Source organism: Streptomyces sp. enrichment culture, assembly GCF_964273255.1.
Lineage (GTDB): Bacteria > Actinomycetota > Actinomycetes > Streptomycetales > Streptomycetaceae > Streptomyces.
The window spans coordinates 4,139,870-4,160,581 of the sequence record NZ_OZ186835.1; the positions used below are offsets into that span (position 1 = coordinate 4,139,870).

Here is a 20,712-nt window from a genome sequence, read left to right on the forward strand (position 1 = left end):
TCATCAGCCTCTGCGGCGTCTTCCGTCTCGAAGACCTCGGTGGGAACAGGGCCAACAGCGCCGACGCCGGCAGTGACAGCAACGGCAACGACTGCGGCAACGACGACGGCGGCGGCCGGGGCGTCTCGTCCGACACCCCGACTGCGGGCCGATCCGGGGGCGCCGGACGGCAACCGCTGGAAGGCTCTCGTCTTCATCGCGCTGGCCCAGTTGATGGTCGTCCTGGACGCCACCATCGTGAACATCGCGCTGCCCTCCGCCCAGCAGGACCTGGGCATCTCGGACGGCAACCGACAGTGGGTCGTGACCGCCTACGCCCTCGCGTTCGGTGGACTGCTCCTGTTCGGTGGCCGGATCGCCGACCTGTGGGGCCGTAAGCGGGCCTTCGTGCTCGGGCTGGGCGGGTTCGCCGCGGCCTCCGCGCTCGGCGGGGCGGCCACCAACGAGGCGATGATGTTCGGCGCCCGTGCGTTGCAGGGTGTGTTCGGCGCACTGCTCGCGCCGGCCGCGCTGTCCCTGCTCGCCGTGATGTTCACGGACGGCAAGGAGCGCGCCAAGGCGTTCGGCATCTACGGAGCGATCGCCGGTGGCGGTGGCGCCGTCGGACTGATCCTCGGCGGCTTCCTCACCGAGTACCTGGACTGGCGCTGGACGTTCTTCGTGAACATCCCGTTCGCCGTGATCGCCGCCGCCGGTGCGTTCCTCGTCGTCCGTGAACCGGCCGGCGGCCGCAACCGCTCGCCGCTCGACATCCCGGGAGTGGTGCTCTCCACCCTCGGTCTGGTCGCGCTCGTCTACGGCTTCACCCGTGCCGAGTCGAACGGCTGGAGCGACGGCATGACGGTCGGCATGTTCGTCGCCTCCGCCGTGCTGCTCCTCGCGTTCGTGCTCGTCGAGTCCCGGGTCAGGGCACCGTTGCTTCCGCTGCGCGTGGTGACCGAGCGCAACCGTGGTGGGGTCTACCTCTCGCTCGGCCTGGCGATCATCGCGATGTTCGGCCTGTTCCTCTTCCTGACCTACTACCTGCAGATCGTGAAGGGCTACTCGCCGGTCAGGACCGGGTTCGCGTTCCTGCCGATGATCGCGGGCATGATCACGGGTTCCACCCAGATCGGCGCGCGCCTGATGACCCGGGTGGCTCCCCGGCTGCTGATGGGCCCCGGCTTCCTCGTCGCCGCCGTGGGCATGCTGCTGCTGACGCAGCTCGAGATCGGGTCCTCGTACGCGGCCCTGCTGCTGCCCGCGATGCTGCTGCTCGGCCTCGGTATGGGTACGGCGTTCATGCCGGCGATGTCCCTGGCCACCCTGGGCGTCGAGTCCCGGGACTCGGGTGTCGCCTCCGCGATGGTCAACACTTCGCAGCAGGTGGGCGGTGCGATCGGTACGGCCCTGCTGAACACGATCGCCGCCTCGGCGACCACGGCGTACGTCGCGGATCGCATCGGCGGCGCGGGCAGCCGGGCCCAGCAGCAACTTATCCAGCTCCAGGGCCAGGTGGAGGGCTACACCAGCGCGATCTGGTTCGCCGTGGGGATCCTGGTGGCGGCCGCGGCCATCGCCACGGCCCTCGTCAACGCGGGCCGTCCTGGCGACACCGGGGTGATGGTCTCCTCGGCGGCCACCTCCTCGTCCGGCTCCGACCGGGGCACGGACGCCCGGGCCGGTGCGCACGCCGACGGCGAGGCGGAGGCGGAGGTGTCCGTACCGGTCGTCATGCACTGACGCTCGTCATGCACTGACGCTCGTCATGCACTGACACTCGTCATGCACTGACACTCGTCGTGCGCAGACGTCGGGGCCGGTACGTCGCCGGTCCCGACGCGCGTGTGTGACGCCTCGGTGCCACGGGTCTGGTGTGCCTCGGCCCGCTCGACCGTCACCGCATCCAGGTCACCGCATCCAGGTCACCGCATCCAGGTCACCGGAGCCAGGTCACGGCATCCAGGTCACCGGAGCCAGGGCAGGTCCGCTCCCGCTCCGGTCGGCTGCAGTCCCTCGGCGATGATCCCCATGATCTCGCCGAGGGACTTCTGCTGTTCCGGGGTGAGCCGGTCGAAGACCGCCTGGCGTACGGCCTCCACGTGCCCCGGGGCGTGCCGGGCCAGCACCTCGTAGCCCTCGTCCGTCAGCACGGCGAACTGGCCGCGCTTGTCGGAGGGGCAGTTCTCGCGGCGCACCCAGCCGTTCCTCTCCAGCCGGGCTATGGCGTGCGAGAGGCGGGAGCGGGTGATCTTCGCGGCCATCGCCAGCTCGGTCATCCGCAGCCGCCGCTCCGGCGACTCGGCCAGTTTGACCAGCAGCCCGTAGTACACGTGCGGCATGCCCGCGTCGCGCTGGAGCTGACGGTCGAGATGGTCCTCCAGGAGCGTGGTGGCGTCGATGTAGGAGCGCCAGACGCTCTGCTCGTCGTCGCTCAGCCAGCGGGGTTCCTCGGCGTGTGCCGATCCGGGTGCCGTCTTCATGAGTCCACTGTACGCCGCCTTCCTTGAAAATTAAACGAACTGTGGGTACAGTCATGGTTGAAAGTTGAGACTTAAAGCAAAACGCCGGCAGGGTGCGCCGATCCCGAGCGCTGCGTGTCGATGCCCCTCCTGCCGCCGAGAGGAGTCGTCGTCATGACCGCCGTCACCCAGGACCGCATGCCCGCCCTCTACCTCAGCCACGGCGCTCCGCCCCTGGCCGACGACCCGGTGTGGCCCGGGCAACTCGCCGCCTGGTCCGCCGACCTGCCCCGTCCGAAGGCGATCCTGGTCGTCTCCGCCCACTGGGAGGAGGCCCCGCTCGCCCTCGGCGCCACCGAGACCGTCCCCCTCGTCTACGACTTCTGGGGCTTCCCGGAGCACTACTACCAGGTGACCTACGGGGCCCCAGGGGCTCCGGCGCTGGCCGAGTCGGTCCGCAAGCTGTTGCGCGCTCCCGGCATGCCCGTGACGGACGTGCCCGACCGGGGGCTCGACCACGGGGCGTACGTCCCGCTGGTCGAGATGTTCCCGGAGGCCGACATCCCGGTCCTCCAGGTCTCCATGCCGACCCTGGACCCCGTGAAGCTGATGGAGATCGGGCGCCGGCTGGCACCGCTGCGGGACGAGGGCGTGCTGATCATCGGCTCGGGCTTCTTCACCCACAACCTGGCCGCGCTGCGGCAGGGGGGCATCCCGGCCTGGTCGGCGGAGTTCGACGCCTGGGGCCGGGAGGCCCTCGACGCCCGTGACGTGGACGCCCTGCTCGACTTCACCCGCAAGTCCCCGGCGGGCCTGCTCGCCCACCCGCGCACCGAGCACTTCGCCCCGCTCTTCGTGACCATGGGCGCCGCGGACGCCGCTGGTGAGCTCGGGGAACAGAAGTCCGTGATCGACGGGTTCTGGATGGGGCTGGCCAAGCGGTCGGTGCAGTTCGGCTGAGCCGTCGGCCACGGCGCGCGTCCGTCACCCGCGGGATGGGGCCGGGTGGCGGAGGGCACAGTGGGCGGACCGGTGACGGAGGGAGTGGGTCACGGAGGGTCCGATAGGGGGCTCTTACGGGGTCTCATCACGGAGTGTCGATCACGGCGGCGCCCGATCACGGCGGCGCCAGATCACGGAGGCCCCCGATGTCCGGGAAGGACCCGATCACGGCGGCGCCCGATGCCCGGAGGGGCCGACGGCGAAGGGCTGGGGCGTCGGCCCGCGGGCAGGGTGTCGAGCCGGCCCCACTCGGCGGCCGGTCCGGGCCGCCCGGGCTACAGCTCCTTCTCGAACCAGGCCACGTCCCAGTAGCGGCCGAACTTGCGGCCCGCCTCCCGGTGGGTGCCGACGTGGCGGTACCCGAACCGTTCGTGCAGTCGCACCGAGGCCGGGTTGGGGAGGGTGACGGCCGCGTACGCGCGGTGCAGGTCCTCGCCCCGCAGGGCCTCGAAGAGGGCCCGGTAGAGGAGTGAGCCGATGCCGCGGCGGCCGGCGTCGGGCGCCACGTACACCGTGGTCTCCACGGACGTCGCGTACGCCGGCCGCGTGCGGTACGGGCTGGACGTGGCGTACCCGAGGACGCCGTCGCGTCCGGTGCCCGGGCCCCCGTCCTCTCCGGCGGCCGTGGCAACCATCAGCCGGTACGGGCCGTCTACAGGATGGGAGAGCAGCCAGGGGCGCCGCTCCACCGGAGTGAAGGGTGCCGTGTCGAATGTGATCGCCGTCTCACGGACGTAGTGGTTGTACAGGTCGGTGAGAGCCTCCAGATCCGCTTCGGTGCCCGACCTGACCTGGACCTCTGTCCGTTCCGACGACATCACGCCTCCCGCGGTGCGGCGGGACAGGGTACTGCATGATCAGAAAAATCGAGGGGCAGGTTGGGAATTCTGTCCTGATTCCAGTCGTTGTTTCCTACGGATGCAGGGCACCCGAGCAGAGTCCGGAGAGACCTACGAGGAAAGTGCCGAGCGTCCGCACCACCCGCTGACCTCACCATCGCAAGGGAGCTCGCATGGCAACCCGTGCCGTCGCCCGTCGTCAGTCCGCCAACGGCGAGACGGTCGCCGCGGCAAGCAGTGTTCGCGCCCAGGGCGGCGAGATCGCCGACCGCGACCTGGTCGGCATGTACCTCGACGAGATCGCGCGCACGCCGCTGCTCGACGCCGCCAAGGAGGTCGAGCTGTCACAGATCATCGAAGCGGGTGTGTTCGCGCGGCAGATCCTGGACGGCCAGGAGGAGAACAAGGTCGGAGCCACCCCCGAGGAGCTCCAGGCCCTGGTCGACGACAGCGAGCGGGCCAAGGACATCTTCATCCGCTCCAACCTCCGCCTGGTGGTCGCCGTCGCGCGCCGCTACCCGCGCAGTGGCCTGCCCCTGCTCGACCTGATCCAGGAGGGCAACGCCGGTCTGGTGCGCGCGGTCGAGAAGTTCGACTACCGCAAGGGCTTCAAGTTCTCGACCTACGCCACGTGGTGGATCCGTCAGGCCATCACGCGCTCGATAGCCGACCAGTCCCGCACCATCCGCCTGCCCGTCCACCTCGTGGAGGAGCTGGGCCGGATCCGGCGCGTGCAGCGCGAGTTCAACCGCGAGCACGGCCGCGACCCCGAGCCCACGGAGATCGCCGAGGAACTCGGCTCCACCCCGGAGCGCGTCACCGACGTGCTCGACTGGGCCCGTGACCCGGTCTCGCTGAACATGTCGGTGGACGACGAGGGCGAGACCCAGTTCGGTGACCTCCTGGAGGACACCTCCGCGGTGTCGCCGGAGCAGTCGGTGCTGACGCTGCTGCGCAGCGAGGAGCTGGACGACCTGATCGGCCGCCTCGACCAGCGCACGGCGTCCATCATCAAGATGCGGTACGGCATCGAGGACGGCCGTGAGCGCACGCTGACGGAGGTCGGCAAGGAGCACGGACTGACCCGTGAGCGCATCCGCCAGATCGAGAAGCACGCGCTGCTGGAGCTGAAGAAGCTGGCGCGAGACACCGGCTTCGACGCGGTGGCCTGACGCCGACCCCGTCGGTCACTGTGGAGTCCCGCTCAGCGGCGGGCCCTTCCCTCGGCGGCCGGCCCGCATCCCCGGGCCGGTGCCGCCGGGCGCACACGGTGGCGGAAGACCGCGCAAACAATGGCGGTTCCGCGCCGCTTCAACTCCCCGGGCGCCGGGAAAAAGACCTCCGAGCGGGCAACGGGCACCAGCCCGACCGGTTGCACGCAGAACCGAACACCGCGGACGCACCACGCAGTGCACGGCGCACGACCCAAGCACGCAGCACGCAGGACGCACGACGCACGACGCAGTACGCGGCAGGCCTCACGGCTCCACGGCCTCACGCCCTCACGACGCACGATCTCCGCACCGCGCGCGCCTCATGACGCGCGATCCACGGACGACGCACCGACCTGCACCACCTGCACGACCTGCGTGACCTGACCGGTAGGCCGTACGCGGCCGCACGCGACGCGCTCCACTCAGGACGTGCAGCCGACATCAGATACGAAGCACCGCCCGACGCACCCGCACGGTGCGCGGCACCCGATGAGCCACGTCCCGACGCACACCCCCCCCGGCGCCGGGACGTCCCCAGCCGGGCTCGGCGCCCTCCCCCCCGGGCGCCGGGCCCGGCTCTTCCGTGCCGGCCCGAAGCCGGCAGGTGTTCAGGAGCCCGCACCCCGGGTCCGGAGCCGCCTCCCGCATCCGGTGCGCCCGCGGGCGCGGCTCGTAGCCCCAGTTCGCGCGGCGACCCACACCCCGTGGCCGTCTGGGCTGCGGTGGCCCTCTGGAGTGGGCATGAGAAGCGGGCCACCCCGAACCTGAACCCCGGGGTGGCCCGCCAGATGGCAGATTGTGCCACAGGGGCATAGCCTGCCGGGCGTGAGCAGCACCACCCCGACGCCCCCGTCCTCCCCGAGCCCGGCCCCACCTGCGTCGAACGCGTCCGAGCCCCAGCTCCTGTCGCCGCCTCCGTCCTCGTCTCCGTCCTCGCCTCCCGCGCCCTCGCTGACCGAGCGGCGCAAGGCCGAGACCCGTATGACGATCGCCCGCGCAGCCGCCGGCCTCTTCATCCGGCAAGGACTGCGGGCCACCCGGGCGGAGGACATCGCCCATGCGGCAGGCGTCGCCCCGCGGACGTTCTACCGGTACTTCGCCACCAAGGAGGAGGCCATCGCGCCGCTCTACGAGGCGGGCGCCGGTCGTTGGGTGGAGGCGGTGCGGGCAGCCCCGGCCGGGGTGTCCGTTCCGCAGGCGCTGGAGGGCGCCGTACGGCACACGCTGACGCCGGGCGTCGGGGTGTCGGCGGCCTCGTGGGACTGGATGCGCACGCTGATCCGGCTGGCGGGCTCGGACCCCGTGCTGCGCCGGGTGTGGGCGGAGGTCTGCCAGGCCTCGGACCGGGCGCTGGCCGACGTCCTGGCGGAGCGGGTGGCCGCCCGTCGGAAGACCTCCGGTGGGCCGGCTCCCGTGGACGTCGACAACGTTGCCGTCCGGACGCGGCTGCGCTTCGCCGCTGCCGTCGCCGGTGCGGCCGTGCGCACGGCCACGGAGGACTGGGCGGCCGGTGACGACCCGGCCGAGGGCGCGCGGGGCCCCGCCGAACTGGCCGTGGCCAACCTGGCCGCGCTGCGGCACTTCCCCTGGGACGCCGTCGCCGGCGACGTCGGCTGACGGCCAGGGGGTTGCCCACCCGTTGGCCGTGCGCGCCGCGCCGCCCACGGCGTGCGCGCCGCCCAGGACACGGGGGCTGCTGATGACGTCTCAGTCGGTGGTGTGCCGGGAGCCGTCACCGCGGGCCTGACCTCGGGCGGCCGGCGGGGTCGGGGCGTCGCCGGCCGCACGGACCATACGCGTGCCCAGTTCCCGTACGCATGCCACCAGTTCCGGTGGTCCGTGCACGGTGAAGTCGTGGCCGAGGAGCAGCAGGCGGACCGCCGTCCACTCCTTCACGTCCCCGACCGTGGCGCGCAGCCGGCAGCTGTGCTCGTCCTGCGGTTCGGGCGTGCCCAGCCAGGGTGGCAGCCGCGGGGCGACGACATCGGCCGGGGCCGCGAAGGTGACGTCGAGGTCGTAGGACTCGTGCTGGCGGTGCATCGACTGGCGCAGGTACTCCGCCGCGCTGCCGGTGGGCAGCTCACGCGGGGTGAAGCGCGCGCCGGTCGCGAAGGGTTCGCTCAGCCGGTCGACGCGGAACGTGCGCCAGTCGGCGCGGTCGAGGTCGTACGCCACGAGGTACCAGCGCCGTCCGGTCGACACCAGCCGGTACGGCTCGGTCAGGCGCCGGGACTCGGTGCCGTCGGCCGCCCGGTAGGCGAAGCGGAGGCGTTCGTGCCCGGCCACCGTGGACGCGATGACGGTCAGCGTCTCGGGGGCGATGGTCGCGCCGTCGCCGCTGGTCAGGGGAGTGGTGGCGGCTTGGAGGGTGCTCACGCGGTGACGCAGCCGGCCGGGCAGCACCTGCTCCAGTTTCGCCAGCGCCCGTACGGACGCTTCCTCGACGCCTTCCAGTGCGTGTCCGGCGCCCGCCCGAAGGCCGACCGCGATGGCCACCGCCTCCTCGTCGTCGAGCACCAGGGGCGGCATCGCCTTGCCGGCGACGAGCCGGTAACCGCCCTCGGAGCCCAGGGTCGCCTGGACGGGATAGCCGAGTTCGCGCAGCCGGTCGATGTCGCGCCGGACCGTTCGGCGGGACACCCCGAGGCGCTGGGCGAGTTCGCCGCCGGGCCATTCACGAGGCGTCTGGAGGAGGGAGAGGAGGGTCAGCAGCCGGGCCGGGGTGTCCGTCGTCATGCGTTCCAGGATGCCCGAGGAATAGGACCTGATCTGACCTACATGGCTCATAGCTTCGGGGCATGACCTACACGGACTCCACCTCCGGCACTGATCCCGGCACCGATTCCGGCACCGAGCCCGGCGTCGGCTCCGGCACCGAGCCCGGCGCCGGCTCCGGCACCGCTTCGAACCGCACCTCCCGCAACGGCTCGGGGGCGGGCCCCGTGACCCCCTCGGGCACCGACTCGGGCTCGGGTCGGCTCGCGGAGGACGCGGCGGCTGCTCCGGGTTCCGTCCCGGCGCACTCATCGGGCGCTGCTGCGGATCCTTCCGCCTCGCCCTCGCCCTCGCCGTCTGCTTCGCCCTCGCCGTCTTCATCGCCGACCGGTGACCGGCGGCGCTGGTTCGCGCTGGCGATCGTGATGACCGCCGCCTTCATGGACCTCGTGGACGTCACCATCGTCAACATCGCCATCCCGACCATCCAGCGGGACGAGGGCGCCACGTTCAGCCAGATCCAGTGGATCACCGCGGGCTACGCGCTCGCCTTCGCGGCCGGCCTGATCACCGGTGGACGGCTCGGCGACATCCACGGCCGCAAGCGGGTCTTCCTCGTCGGCGTCGGCGGCTTCACCGTCGCCTCGGCCCTGTGCGGGTTGGCCGTGAACCCGGAGATGCTGGTCGCCTCCCGCATCCTCCAGGGAGCGACGGCGGCCATGATGGTGCCGCAGGTCCTGTCGATCGTGCACGCCACCTTCCCGGCGCACGAACGCGGCAAGGTCTTCGGACTGTTCGGCGCGATCGTCGGCCTCGGCGCGGTGTCCGGGCCCCTGCTCGGCGCGCTGCTGACCGAGTGGAACCTGTTCGGTCTCGAGTGGCGGCCGATCTTCCTGATCAACCTGCCGGTCGGCCTCGCCGCACTGGTGCTGGGCAGTCGCTTCATCACCGAGTCGAAGGCCCCACGGGCCCTGAAGCTGGACCTCGTGGGTGTCGGAATGGTGACCCTGGGCCTGCTGATGCTGCTCTACCCGCTCACCCGCGGCCGCGAGCTGGGCTGGCCGGTGTGGGGGTACGTGTCGATGGCGGGCGCGCTGGTGGTGCTGGCCCTGCTGGTGGCGTACGAGCGCGGCAGGGCCGCACGGGACGGTTCCCCGCTGATCGAGGTGTCCCTGTTCCGGGTCAAGAGCTTCGCGGCGGGCATCGCCGTGCAGACGGTGTTCGGCATCGGCCTCGGTGTCTTCTTCCTGGTGTGGACGCTGTACATGCAGGTCGGGCTCGGCTGGACGGCCCTGCGGGCGGGACTGACCGGGCTGCCGTTCTCCATCGCCGTCTCGGTGGCGGCGGGCATGTCGGTGCAGCTGCTGGTACCGCGCTTCGGGCGGAAGGTGCTCCAGGCGGGAGCGCTGGTGATGGCCGCCGGCGTGCTGCTCTACATCTGGGAGTCCGAGCGCTACGGCCTGGGCATCTCCTCCTGGCAGATGGCGTTGCCACTGGTCGTCATGGGCGTCGGCATGGGGCTGATCGTCGCTCCGCTGACGGACGCGGTGCTGTCGGAGGTGCCGCACGCCCACGCGGGATCGGCGTCGGGTCTGATCAACACGGTGCAGCAGATGGGCAACGCGCTCGGCCTCGGCCTGGTCTCGGTGGTCTTCTTCGGCGTGATCGACGAGCCGCTGGCCCCCGCCGAGGTGGGACGCGCCTACGCCGACGGGTTCGAGTACGCCCTGGGCTGGGTGGCCGCGGTGCTGGGCCTGATCTTCCTGCTGATGTCCGCGCTGCCCAAGCGGCCCGCCCAGCACGTGGAGGGGGCAGCGGGGGAGCACGGGACGCCCACCGCCGCGGTGCCCGGCTCCGGAGCCGGAGTCGGTGACGGTGCCGCGGGGGCCACGGAGAGCACGCGGGGGGAGCTGCCGGCGGAGGAACGGAAGCCGGAGTTCGTGTCCTGACCCGGGAGTGAACGGCGGAAACGGGGAACCGCGGAACCGCGGGGACGCGGAACGGCGGGAACGCGGAACGGCGGGAACGCGGAACGGCGGGAACGCGAAACGGGGGAGACGCGGAACCGGCGGAGACGCGGAACGGCGGAGCGGGAAGTCGACGCGAGTCGGCCGGAGGGCCGGGCATCCACAGGGTGGGTGCCCGGCCCTCCGGCTTCGGTCGGTCACATCATCCGGTGCCGTGCCGTGCCGTGCCGTGCCGTGCCACGCCGTGCTGGTGCTGGTGCCGGTGCCGGTGCCGGTGCCGATGGAGGGGCCGGGCGAGGGCGGCCCCCGTGCGATGCCGAGGCCGGCACCGGGGAGCCGGGGACGAGGGCAGGGGGGCAGGGGGACGGAGGGCCGGCGGGTGAAGGTGAACGCCGGGCGCCGAACGCCGGGCGCGCCGAACGCCGGGCGCTGAACGCCGCGCACCGCCCGCTAGCCCGTACGCCCCCCGACCGCTCCAACAAAACGGGCACAGGCAGACACCCGTTCATGCCCGACTGTGCCCGAAAGTGTTTACTTTCCGCGCGCTCCGGCCTACCCTTCACAGTGAAACCACACGTTCGGGCACGGTTCGGAGGTGAGTGGGCATGTATGCGCCGGAGCGTCAGCAGGCGATCATGCGTCTGGCCCGGGAGAGCGGCCGGGTGGACGTGGTGTCCCTGGCCGAGGAGTTCCAGGTGACCGCGGAGACGATCCGCCGGGACCTGAAGACCCTCGACCGGGCGGGTCTGGTCCGCCGGGTGCACGGTGGGGCCATCCCCGTCGGGCGCCTCGACTTCGAGCCGGACCTCGCCGAACGTGAGACGACCGCCGCCGACGAGAAGGACCGCATCGCCAAGGCCGCCCTGGTCGAGGTGCCCGCCGACGGCACGGTCATCGTCGACGCCGGCTCCACGATCGCCCGGCTCGCCGGCTCGCTCCCGGTGGAACTGTCGCTCACCGTCGTGACCCACAGCCTCCCCATCGCCGCCCGCCTCGCCGACCACCCCGGTCTTCAGCTCCACCTCGTCGGCGGACGCGTCCGGCACCGTACCCGCGCCGCCGTGGACGCCTGGGCCCTGCGCGCCTACGGAGAGATCCGCGCCGACGTGCTGTTCGTGGCGGCCAACGGCTTCTCCCCCGAGCACGGACTGACCACGCCGGACCTGGCCGAGGCCGCGGTGAAGCGTGCGGCCATGGCCGCCGCCCGCCGGGTCGTGCTCCTCGCCGACTCCTCCAAACACGGCCAGGAACACTTCGCCCGCTTCGGAGACCTGGGCGACGTGGACCTGTTGATCACCGACAGCGGGCTGAGCCCGGACGACGCCCTCGCGATCGAACGCGGCGGCACGGAAGTGGTACGCGCATGATCCTCACCGTCACCCCCAACCCGTCCCTCGACCGCACCTACGAGGTCCCCTCACTGGACCGCGGTGAGGTCGTCCGGGCCACCGGCGAACGTGTGGACCCGGGCGGCAAGGGCGTCAACGTCTCCCGGGCGGTGGCCGCGGCCGGACGGCGCACCGTGGCCGTCCTCCCCCTGGGAGGCGCGCCCGGCGCCCTGGTCGCCCAACTGCTCGACGCCCAGGGCATCGAGGTGGCGCCGGTCCCCGTCGAAGGCCCCACCAGGTCCAACATCGCACTGGCCGAGTCGGACGGCGTCCTCACCAAGATCAACGCGCCCGGCCCGGAACTGAGCGCGGCCGAGCAGGAGTTGCTGCTGCGGACCGTGTACCGGCAGTCCGCGGGCGCCGACTGGATCGCCTGCTGCGGCAGCCTGCCGCGCGGACTGGACCCCAGCTGGTACGCCGAGGTGGTCACCCGGGCGCACGCGGCCGGCGTGCGCATCGCCCTGGACACCTCCGGTCCGGCCCTGACCGCGGCGCTGAGCGGACAGCCGGACGTCGTGAAGCCCAACGCGGAGGAACTCGCCGAGGCCGTCGGCCGCCCGCTCGCCACGGTGGGTGACGCGGCCAAGGCCGCCGGAGAGCTGCGGGAGATGGGAGCCAAGGCGGTGCTGGCCAGCCTCGGCGCCGACGGGCAGCTGCTGGTCGACGCGGACGGCACCTGGTTCGGCACCGCCCGCGTGGAGACCGTCCGCAGCAACGTCGGCGCGGGCGACTCCTCGCTCGCCGGGTTCCTCATCGCCGGCGGACGCGGTCCGGAGGCCCTCGCCTCCGCCCTCGCCCACGGGGCAGCGGCCGTCCAGACCCCGGGCAGTGCCATGCCGGCTCCGAGCGACCTCGACCCGTCCGCCGTGACGGTCACCGCGGACATCCCGGTCGACCGCGCGCTGAAGGAGCCGGTCACATGAGGAACCTCCACCTGCCGGTACCGCCACCGATGCCGCTGCCGTCCGTCCCCGCCCCCGGCCGTCCGCCCACGTCCGTTCTCCCTCCCCCCACGTCCGTTCCCCGTTCCCCCACGTCCGTTCCCCGTCCCCCCGACCTTGCCTCCCCCCACCGCATCCCCGTCCCCTCCCCCGCCCACGGCACCCCCCGGGCGATACGCGTGCGAAGGAGCCCGCGATGAGCGACATGATCACCGCGGACCTGGTCGACCTCGACCTGTCCGCCGACACCAAGGAAGCGGCGGCCCGTGCCCTCGCGGAGCGCATGGTGGCCCTGGGCCGGGTGACCGACCTGGACGGCTTCCTGGCCGACGTGGCCGCCCGTGAGGCCCAGATGCCCACCGGCCTCGACGGCGGCATCGGCATCCCGCACTGCCGCAGCGAACACGTCACCGAGCCGACGCTGGCCTTCGGGCGCAGCGCGGACGGTGTCGACTTCGGAGCGGCGGACCGCCCCGCCGACCTGATCTTCCTCATCGCCGCCCCGGCAGGCGCGGACGACGACCACCTGACCATCCTGTCCTCGCTGGCCCGGCAGCTGATGAACGCCGAGTTCACCACCGCCCTGCGCGAGGTCACCGACCCGGCGGCCGCTGCGGCACTCATCCGCGGCGACGAGTCCCCGGCGGCCTCGGACGCCACAGCCCCCACGGCCGACGCGGGCTCGACGGCCGACGCGGGCTCGACGGCCGGCGCGGGCTCCGCGGAGCCGGAGGGCGCCGCACCCGCACAGCCCGGCGGAGCCCCGGGAACCACCCACTCCGTGGCGGCACCGGCGGCGGCCTCCGCCGGTGCCGCCACGGGCAGCAGCGATGACCCGAAGGGCGCCACCGGCCCGGCCGAAGGCACCAACGCCACCACGGCAGCCACCCGTTCCACCGGTACGGCAGCCGCGGACGCCGATGCCGGTACGGGTGTCGGTACTGACGCCGGGGCGGACGCGTCCGGGCGGCGCCCCTTCCGGATCGTCGCCGTCACGTCCTGCCCCACCGGCATTGCCCACACCTACATGGCCGCCGAGTCCCTGGAGAACGCGGGCCGCGAGGCGGGTGTGGAGGTCAGCGTCGAGACCCAGGGGTCGGCGGGCTTCACCCGGCTCGACCCGGCGGTGATCGAGGCGGCGGACGGCGTGATCTTCGCCCACGACGTGCCCGTCCGGGAGAAGGAACGCTTCGCCGGCAAGCCGACCGTCGACACCGGGGTCAAGGCCGGCATCAACCGCCCCGCCGAACTGATCGCCGAGGTCCGGGAGAAGGCCGAGCGCGGCGAGGTCACCGCCCCCGCGGCGGACGGCGGCACACCCGTCGAACGCGGCGCCGCATCCGGTGACGGCTACGGCACCAAGCTGCGCAAGTGGCTGATGTCCGGCGTCAGTTACATGGTCCCCTTCGTCGCCGCGGGCGGACTCCTCATCGCCCTCGGCTTCGCCATCGGCGGCTACGAGATCAACGAAGCGCCGTCCGTCATGGACCACTTCCTGTGGACGGAGGCGGCGAGCTGGGGCGCGCTGCTCTTCCAGATCGGCGGCGTCGCCTTCGGCTTCCTCGTTCCCGTCCTGGCCGGCTACATCGCCTACGGCATGGCCGACCGGCCCGGCCTGGTGCCCGGCTTCGTCGGCGGCGCGATCTCGCTCACCATCAACGCCGGCTTCCTCGGCGGTCTCGCGGCCGGTCTCATCGCCGGTGCGGTGGTGCTCGGGATCCAGCGGGTGCGGATTCCCACCGCCCTGCTCGGCATCATGCCGGTGGTGGTGATCCCGCTGATCTCCTCGGCGGTCGTCGGCTTCCTGATGTTCGTGGTGATCGGCAAGCCCATCGCCGAGGCGCAGAAGGCCATGACCGACTGGCTCAACGGCCTGACCGGCACCAACGCCATCCTGCTCGGCACCCTCCTCGGCCTGATGATGTGCTTCGACCTCGGCGGTCCCGTCAACAAGGTCGCCTACACCTTCGCCACCGCCGGTATCGCGGTCGCCAGCCCCAGCGACTCCGCCATGAAGATCATGGCCGCGGTCATGGCGGCCGGCATGGTCCCGCCGCTGGCGATGGCGCTGGCCACGACGGTCCGGGGCAAGCTGTTCAACCGGACCGAGCGGGAGAACGGCAAGGCGGCCTGGGTCCTGGGCGCCTCGTTCATCTCCGAGGGCGCGATCCCGTTCGCCGCGGCCGACCCGCTGCGCGTCATCCCCGCCTCCATGGTGGGCGGTGCCGTCACCGGTGCCCTGTCCATGGCGTTCGGCGCGACCCTGCGGGCGCCGCACGGCGGCATCTTCGTGGTCCCGCTCATCGGCAACCCGCTGCTCTACCTGGTCGCCATCGCCGCGGGCGTGGTCGTCACAGCGGCCCTGGTGATCCTCCTGAAGGGCCTGCGCAAGCCGGTTCCGGCAGCCGCCGACGGCACGGGCGGCAAGGGTGAGGCGGCCTCGCCGGCTCCCTCCGGCCAGCCCGTGGCCGCCTGAACCACGCGGCCGACCGGTCCGGTCACGGCACGACGGGAAGCGTGGGCTCCACGAGAAGCTGCAGCGTGGAGCCCACGAGGAAGGCGGACGGCCCGGCAGAAGGGCGGATGTCCCGACGGAACGGCGGGGTCGGCATGCGTCCATCCGGGTGGTCTGAGGCATTCATGCCGAGTGCGAGATAGATCACCATCATCACGGTCCGGGGACATCGGCCCCGGACCGTGGTGTGTACTGGGCGGCATGCCTGAGCACGACGCGATCTCGAGGGTGACGGGCACGACCGCCCTGACACTGGCAGCCGTGGCCGCCGTCAGCTGCGCGGCCGGCCTGGCCACCGTCCTGCGCCGCCACGGCCGCCGCGGTCATGGAGACCTTCACGCCGGAGCGGGGCAGGCGGGGCAGGCGGGGCAGGCGGGGCAGGAGCGCACGCCGATCTCCGCACGGCTGAGCCGCTGGGTGAAGGACGCCCGTCCGCAGACGCCCCACCTGCCCACGCCCGGCACCGGGCGCGCGCAGAAGCGGCAGCTGCCGACGATTCCCCGCCAGCGCCAGACGGGCCCGTGGGCGGAGGCCGTCACCCTCAGCCCGGCGGAACGCGCCGCCTTCGCCGGTCTCGTACGACGCCTCGCCGACGACGGCCGCTGAGCCCGCCGGCCGCCGCGCCGAGCGAGGGACGGGAGGGCGCAGCACAGCAGCCCCGGCCGTCCGCCGCCCTCGCGCACGCCACCAAGGCAACGCGGCCACCTACGCCCTGGCAGGCCGGCCGCCCGTGCGCCCCGCCGCGCAGCGGCTCAACCCGCGCGGCACCAGCGGGCACGGGGCGCGAGCACAACTGGCGCCCACACCCGTCCGCCCGGCCGCACCGGCGAGGCGGCAGTCCCCCGGGGGCACTGGTCGGCTCCACGTCATCGGCGGGGCAGGCGACCGGAAGACGCCCCCTGCCCCTGCCCCACGCCCCCCGGCGCATCAGTGAAGCAAGCGCCGCGGAGGGCACGCGCCGGGTCTACGGCACCTGGGTCGCCCGGCGCTCCATCGCGTCGCGGGCCGCGTCCTCCGTCACGTAGACCTCGCACATGTGCCGCCCGTCGGGCGTGGCCGTGTGCTCGACCTCCCAGAGGGAGACCTCCGCGCCGTCCCGCAGCAGGAACGCGTGCTCGTACAGCGCGAAGCACAGGCCCGACCTGCCCGAGTACGACGGACGGCCGAAAGCCTGGGTGATCTGGTGCGCGAAAGCCGTCCTCAGCAGCGCCGCCGTCCGGGCGTCCGGCCGGTCCGTGTTCTCCGCCCGGCGCAGTAAGCGGCGGGCGTGGTCCGCCGAGTCGTCCGGCACGTAGGCGGGCCGGGGGACGGGCAGCGCGGGAAGCTGCACCGCCGCCGGGAGCTCGAACTCCGGGGCGTCCGGAGGCAGTGGCAGACGGGCGGTGGCGACCCGCAGCTCCTCCTCGTCCACGTACACCTCGTGCTGGGGCTCCCCGTCGCGAGCCGTGTTGTGCACCAGCTCCCACAGCGTGAGCGCGGAGCCGTCGGCGAGCAGCCAGGTGTGTCGGTACGTCTCCCGGTGCAGGCCGGCACTGTGATGCGCGGAGTGCAGCGAGCCGTCGTGTGCGAGGGCGCAGTCGAGCCGGGCCAACGTCTCGTCCGGCAACTCGAACGAGTTCAGGGCACGGCCGAGCAGTCGCGCGAGGTGCTCCTCCGGAGACTCGGGCGAGTCGGACGGTTCGTACGCTGCCGTCTCGTACGGAACGCTCAAGGCTTCTCCCGGCGTTGCTGCATGTCACCTTGTGGGTGCATACCGTAGCCCCTCGGTCGGACATCATGTCCGGGAACCGAGAAAACGTACGCCGGGAAAACGGGCGGGCCGCGCGAGAAATTCCTACCCGGCCGGAAGGGACGTCAAAACTTGCCGTCCGGCCGGGGGTTGCGGCGACGGATCCACGGTGCGGTGCGACGTCAGACCATGCTGCCCGCGACCCACGCGCTCCAGTCCATGTTCCAGCCGTTGAGGCCGTTGTCCGGCGCGACCGTGCTGTCGGGGGAGTTCTGCACGACCACCACGTCCCCGAGGAGGGAGTTGTCGAAGAACCACTTGCCGGGCGTGTCGCCCTGCGCGCCCCGCACGTCCGCCAGCCCGACGCACCCGTGACTGGTGCCCTGCCGGCCGAAGGGCGGGTTTCCCTTGTTGTACCAGTAGTTGCCGTGGATGAAGGTCCCGCTGGTGGTCAGTCGCATCGCGTGCGGCACGTCCGGGATGTCGTACTCGGATCCCATACCGACCGTCCGGCTGTTCATGCGGGTCTGGGTGAACTTCTCGGAGATCACCATCTGCCCGTTGTAGGTGGAGTGCTCGGCGTCGCCCGCCGAGATCGGAACCGACTTGACCGTCTTGCCGTCCCGCACGACCGTCATGGTCTGGGTGTTCACGTCCACGGTGGAGACCTGTGACCGGCCGACGGTGAAGGTGACCGTCTTCTTCTGCACGCCGTGCACACCGTTGGCCCCCTCGACACCGTCCAGGTCGATCTTCATCGTGACCTTGGAACCGGCCTTCCAGTACTCCTGGGGCCGGAAGTCCAGGCGTTGGGCGCCGAACCAGTGCCCCACCACCTTCTGCCCGCTGCTGGACGTGACGGTGATGTGCGACTGCACGGCCTTCTTGTCCGTGATCGCCTTGTCGAAGGTGAAGGAGACGGGCATGCCCACGCCGACCGTGGTGCCGTTGTCCGGTGTGTACGTACCGATGAAACTGTTGGCGGACGTGACGGTGGTGAAGCGGGAGTCGGCCGCCGAGGTGCGGCCCTTGCCGTCCTTCGCCGTCGCCGCTATCCGGTACGTCGTCCCGCGCTCCAACTGCTTGCCGGGCTTCCAGGTGGTCCCGTCGGACGAGATCGCACCGGCCACCGCCTCGCCCGAGTCGGCCACGGTCATCTTCACGTCCGTCAGGCGGCCCCCGCTCACCTTGACCCCCGTCGAGTTGATCGATGCACCGGTCGAGCCGTCCTTCGCGGAGATGGCTATCTTCGCGACCGACACGTTGCCGGCCCGTTCGCCGCCCCGACCACCCTTGCCGTCACGGCTTCCGTCGGCCTGGGCGCTGCCGCCGCAGGCGGTGAGGGTGAGGGCGCCGACCAGGAGGGCGGCACCGGCCGCCAGTGCGCGCCGCGCTGCGTTGTCCGACGTTGTCACGGGCTGCTCCAGATTCGAACGATGCGGGTGATCCACTCCGAACGCCCCCTACACGCACGTAAGCGGCGTACGCGAACGAAGAGAGGTCACCCGGCCACCCGGGTTCCGTCCGACCCGTATGAGGACGGTGCCGTGACAGAACCGCGACAACGGGGCGGGGGATGGCTGCCGGCGGGGGGTTTTCCCCTTCGGGGGGTCCTCCCCCCTCCCCCCCTCCCTCCCTCTCCCCGTAGCCCCTGGCCCCTTTCAGCCGGTGGATGCTCAGCGTGGGGGCGTGCAGCGAGTGGGCGCGCTCCCGAAACTCCTGCCGGGCCGGGCCGGGCCCGTGCTCGACTTCGGCACCCCTGGCCTCAGTCGACGCACCGCGTCCACCTTTGCCCCGTGCCCCCGTGCCCCCGTGCCCTGTGCCCCCGTGCCCTGTGCCCCCGTGCCCTGTGCCCCCGTGCCCGTGCCCCGATCCCGCCCTGCCGGTACGCGCGGGAGTGGCCGTCAGGGCGGGGCAACGTGAGGACTGCACGCGGCAGCGGGGCTCAACGCGGTGGTGCCTGATGCCGACGGCAGAGGCGGACGACAGACGACCGAGGACAGACGGCCGTGGGAGACCGAGGGAGACCTGAGGCGGTGGCGGAGCCCTTCAACTCCCGTCGGCAGCGGTACCGCCCTCGTCACCGTCCCGGCCTGCTCCGCTCCCCCCCTCCGTACAACTCCCCGTAGGACGGCCATGCTCCGCCCGGCCCGTCCACCGACTCGGCCCGCCGGACCGCGCGCACGATGGCGCGGGTGACCATGTCCGCGCCCGCCGCCAGGAGGTCGTTGAGCGCCAACGGGTCGGCCGGGTCGAGGTGCCGGGCGCCCGTGGCGAGTGTGAACACCGTGTCGCCGTCGCTGAGCAGGTGGACCGGCCGCACCGCGCGGGCGATGCCGTCGTGGGACGTGCCGGCCAGCTTCTGGGCCTGTGCCTTGGTCAGGGCCGCGTCGGTGGCCACGACCGCCAGGGTCGTGTTGAGCGGGGGAGGGGCGCTGCGTTCGGCCAGTTCGTCGAGCCGTCGGAGGGCGGCCCGATGGACCTCGGGGTCCGGGTAGCGCACCCGGCCTGCGAACAACTCCCCGTACAGCACCCCCGTTTCCGGATCGACCACCGACCCCGCCGCGTTGGCGACCACCAGTGCCGCGACGGTGATCCCGGACTCCAGGACTGTCGAGGCGGTGCCGATCCCACCCTTCAGCTGTCCGACCACGGCTCCCGTACCCGCCCCCACCGACCCCTGCGGAACCGGGGCCCCGGGCGCGGTCGCGGCAGCGGCCTCGACGGCGGCGCGTCCGGTGGCCGCGTCCGGGCGGGCGCGGAAGTCGCCGCCCCGCCCCAGGTCGAACACGCACGCCGCCGGCACGACCGGCACGACGTGCGCGGGGTCGGGCCCCACGCGCACCCCACGTCCGCGTTCCTCCAGCCAGGCCATCACCCCGGACGCCGCGTCGAGCCCGTAGGCGCTGCCGCCGGTCAGGACGACGGCCTGGACCTTCTGCACGAGGTTGCGCGGGTCGAGTGCGTCGGTCTCCTTGGTTCCCGGGCCCCCACCGCGCACGTCCACGGCGGCCACCGCCCCGTCCTCCGGTGTGAGGACGACCGTGGCTCCAGTGAGCGCGCCGTCACCGGTGTGCGTGGCGTGTCCGACGCGCAGGCCGGTCACATCCGTCAGAGCGTCAACTGTCATGGCGCCAGTCTGGAGCAGCGACCCGCTCCCGGGGCCGTGTCCGGGCGGTGCCGACCGGCGCACCGCCGCAGGGGCGGGGGCGGACGGCCGCGGTCGTACCCTGGACGTATGAGCACTGCCCGCACCCCCGACGCCGAACCGAGCGAGCCGAAGCCGGCGCTGGTCTTCGACGACCCGTTGGACCAGCAGTCCTCCGACGACACGGACCGCGGGTGGGGAGAGCGGCCGTCCGGCGACAGCGCGGCGGATCTGAAGCGCTTCCTCGACGAGAAGCCGCCCCACCACATCTGACCCACACCCCCGCCTCCGGCCGACCTGCCGACGCACCTTCCGGCGACGCTCAGCGCTCGCTGGTGCCGGAGCCCCGCTGCGACACCAGGGCGTCGCGGATCTCCTTGAGCACCTCCAGCTCGGAAACCTCGATCACTTCCTGTGTGCCTTCCTTGGCCTTCCGGCGGGCCTCCACGCGGGCCAGGTACTTGGCCATGGGCAGCACCATGAGGAAGTAGACCACCGCCGCGGTGATCACGAACTGCAGGGTCGCCCCGAGGACCGAGCCCCACAGAATCCTGACGCCCGTCGCTGCGTCGCCGCTCCCCTCGCAGGGGCCCTTCAGGCACGAGCTGTAACTGTCCAGGTTCTGCGTGCCGAACGCTCCGACGAGCGGATTGATGACACCCTTCACGACCGCGTTGACGATGTTCGTGAAGGCGGCGCCGATCACCACGGCCACGGCCAGGTCGACGACGTTGCCGCGCATCAGGAAGGCCTTGAAGCCCTGCCAGATGCTGGTGTCCTTCTGCTCGCTCAACTCGGTGCCTCTTCTCGCGT

General features: G+C 72.3%; 17 protein-coding genes. 10 read left to right on the forward strand and 7 right to left on the reverse strand.

Annotation, left to right across the window (positions count from 1 at the left end):
• Nucleotides 1–213: 213 nt before the first annotated feature.
• Entirely contained in the window at nt 214–1,722 is a 1,509-nt protein-coding gene (locus ACSU53_RS17970; protein ID WP_437033259.1) for an MFS transporter, read from the forward strand.
• Nucleotides 1,723–1,946: 224 nt separating this feature from the next.
• Here ACSU53_RS17970 and ACSU53_RS17975 read toward each other — a convergent pair whose 3' ends face one another.
• Complete coding sequence (locus ACSU53_RS17975; protein WP_437028972.1) at nt 1,947–2,462, reverse strand: MarR family winged helix-turn-helix transcriptional regulator; 516 nt, start codon at nt 2,460–2,462, stop codon at nt 1,947–1,949.
• A 153-nt stretch (nt 2,463–2,615) separates the two neighbouring features.
• Between ACSU53_RS17975 and ACSU53_RS17980 the strand changes: the two genes are divergently transcribed.
• On the forward strand, nt 2,616–3,401 hold the full coding sequence (locus tag ACSU53_RS17980; RefSeq protein WP_437028974.1) for a dioxygenase family protein: 786 nt from the start codon (nt 2,616–2,618) through the stop codon (nt 3,399–3,401).
• 317 nt (nt 3,402–3,718) lie between these two features.
• Here ACSU53_RS17980 and ACSU53_RS17985 read toward each other — a convergent pair whose 3' ends face one another.
• Nucleotides 3,719–4,261: an N-acetyltransferase family protein gene (locus ACSU53_RS17985; RefSeq protein WP_437028975.1), complete on the reverse strand. Its 543-nt coding sequence runs from the start codon at nt 4,259–4,261 to the stop codon at nt 3,719–3,721.
• Between the two features lie 194 nt (nt 4,262–4,455).
• Between ACSU53_RS17985 and ACSU53_RS17990 the strand changes: the two genes are divergently transcribed.
• Together ACSU53_RS17990 and ACSU53_RS17995 are read left to right on the forward strand one after the other, a co-directional pair.
• Nucleotides 4,456–5,454 carry a sigma-70 family RNA polymerase sigma factor gene (locus tag ACSU53_RS17990; RefSeq protein WP_437028977.1) on the forward strand — a complete coding sequence of 333 codons (999 nt, stop codon included), beginning with the start codon at nt 4,456–4,458 and terminating at the stop codon, nt 5,452–5,454.
• A gap of 867 nt (nt 5,455–6,321) precedes the next feature.
• Nucleotides 6,322–7,113 (forward strand): TetR/AcrR family transcriptional regulator, encoded by a 792-nt coding sequence (locus tag ACSU53_RS17995; RefSeq protein ID WP_437028979.1) that lies wholly within the window; start codon nt 6,322–6,324, stop codon nt 7,111–7,113.
• Between the two features lie 90 nt (nt 7,114–7,203).
• On the opposite strand, the gene ACSU53_RS18000 is transcribed toward ACSU53_RS17995, so the two are convergent.
• Nucleotides 7,204–8,232: a helix-turn-helix transcriptional regulator gene (locus tag ACSU53_RS18000; RefSeq protein WP_437028981.1), complete on the reverse strand. Its 1,029-nt coding sequence runs from the start codon at nt 8,230–8,232 to the stop codon at nt 7,204–7,206.
• 404 nt (nt 8,233–8,636) lie between these two features.
• Between ACSU53_RS18000 and ACSU53_RS18005 the strand changes: the two genes are divergently transcribed.
• The 5 genes from ACSU53_RS18005 to ACSU53_RS18025 all read left to right on the forward strand — a co-directional run bounded on the left by ACSU53_RS18005 (nt 8,637) and on the right by ACSU53_RS18025 (nt 15,628).
• Nucleotides 8,637–10,160, forward strand: coding sequence for an MFS transporter (locus ACSU53_RS18005; RefSeq protein ID WP_437033261.1), 1,524 nt, complete (start codon nt 8,637–8,639; stop codon nt 10,158–10,160).
• Between the two features lie 623 nt (nt 10,161–10,783).
• Entirely contained in the window at nt 10,784–11,545 is a 762-nt protein-coding gene (locus tag ACSU53_RS18010; RefSeq protein WP_437028983.1) for a DeoR/GlpR family DNA-binding transcription regulator, read from the forward strand.
• Nucleotides 11,542–12,489: a 1-phosphofructokinase gene (gene pfkB / locus ACSU53_RS18015; protein ID WP_437028985.1), complete on the forward strand. Its 948-nt coding sequence runs from the start codon at nt 11,542–11,544 to the stop codon at nt 12,487–12,489. The genes ACSU53_RS18010 and pfkB overlap by 4 nt, the downstream gene beginning before the upstream one ends.
• Nucleotides 12,490–12,703: 214 nt before the next feature.
• The gene (locus ACSU53_RS18020; protein ID WP_437028986.1) at nt 12,704–14,983 is read left to right on the forward strand and encodes a PTS fructose transporter subunit IIABC; all 2,280 of its coding nucleotides are present in this window, start codon (nt 12,704–12,706) and stop codon (nt 14,981–14,983) included.
• Nucleotides 14,984–15,223: 240 nt separating this feature from the next.
• Complete coding sequence (locus tag ACSU53_RS18025) at nt 15,224–15,628, forward strand: hypothetical protein (RefSeq protein WP_437028988.1); 405 nt, start codon at nt 15,224–15,226, stop codon at nt 15,626–15,628.
• A gap of 358 nt (nt 15,629–15,986) precedes the next feature.
• Here the strand turns inward: ACSU53_RS18025 and ACSU53_RS18030 are convergent, their stop codons facing one another.
• From ACSU53_RS18030 to ACSU53_RS18040, 3 genes are all read right to left on the reverse strand, one after another.
• Nucleotides 15,987–16,733 carry a DUF6227 family protein gene (locus tag ACSU53_RS18030; protein WP_437028989.1) on the reverse strand — a complete coding sequence of 249 codons (747 nt, stop codon included), beginning with the start codon at nt 16,731–16,733 and terminating at the stop codon, nt 15,987–15,989.
• Nucleotides 16,734–16,933: 200 nt separating this feature from the next.
• A complete protein-coding gene (locus ACSU53_RS18035; RefSeq protein WP_437028991.1) occupies nt 16,934–18,166 on the reverse strand; it encodes a L,D-transpeptidase in 1,233 nt (410 codons plus the stop codon).
• A 665-nt stretch (nt 18,167–18,831) separates the two neighbouring features.
• Nucleotides 18,832–19,881 (reverse strand): P1 family peptidase, encoded by a 1,050-nt coding sequence (locus ACSU53_RS18040; protein WP_437028993.1) that lies wholly within the window; start codon nt 19,879–19,881, stop codon nt 18,832–18,834.
• 108 nt (nt 19,882–19,989) lie between these two features.
• Here ACSU53_RS18040 and ACSU53_RS18045 point away from each other — a divergent pair, with 108 nt between their 5' ends.
• Entirely contained in the window at nt 19,990–20,172 is a 183-nt protein-coding gene (locus ACSU53_RS18045) for a hypothetical protein (RefSeq protein ID WP_437028995.1), read from the forward strand.
• Nucleotides 20,173–20,221: 49 nt separating this feature from the next.
• Here the strand turns inward: ACSU53_RS18045 and mscL are convergent, their stop codons facing one another.
• Nucleotides 20,222–20,692, reverse strand: a complete 471-nt coding sequence (mscL, locus tag ACSU53_RS18050) for a large conductance mechanosensitive channel protein MscL (RefSeq protein ID WP_437028996.1) — start codon at nt 20,690–20,692, stop codon at nt 20,222–20,224.
• Nucleotides 20,693–20,712: the final 20 nt, after the last annotated feature.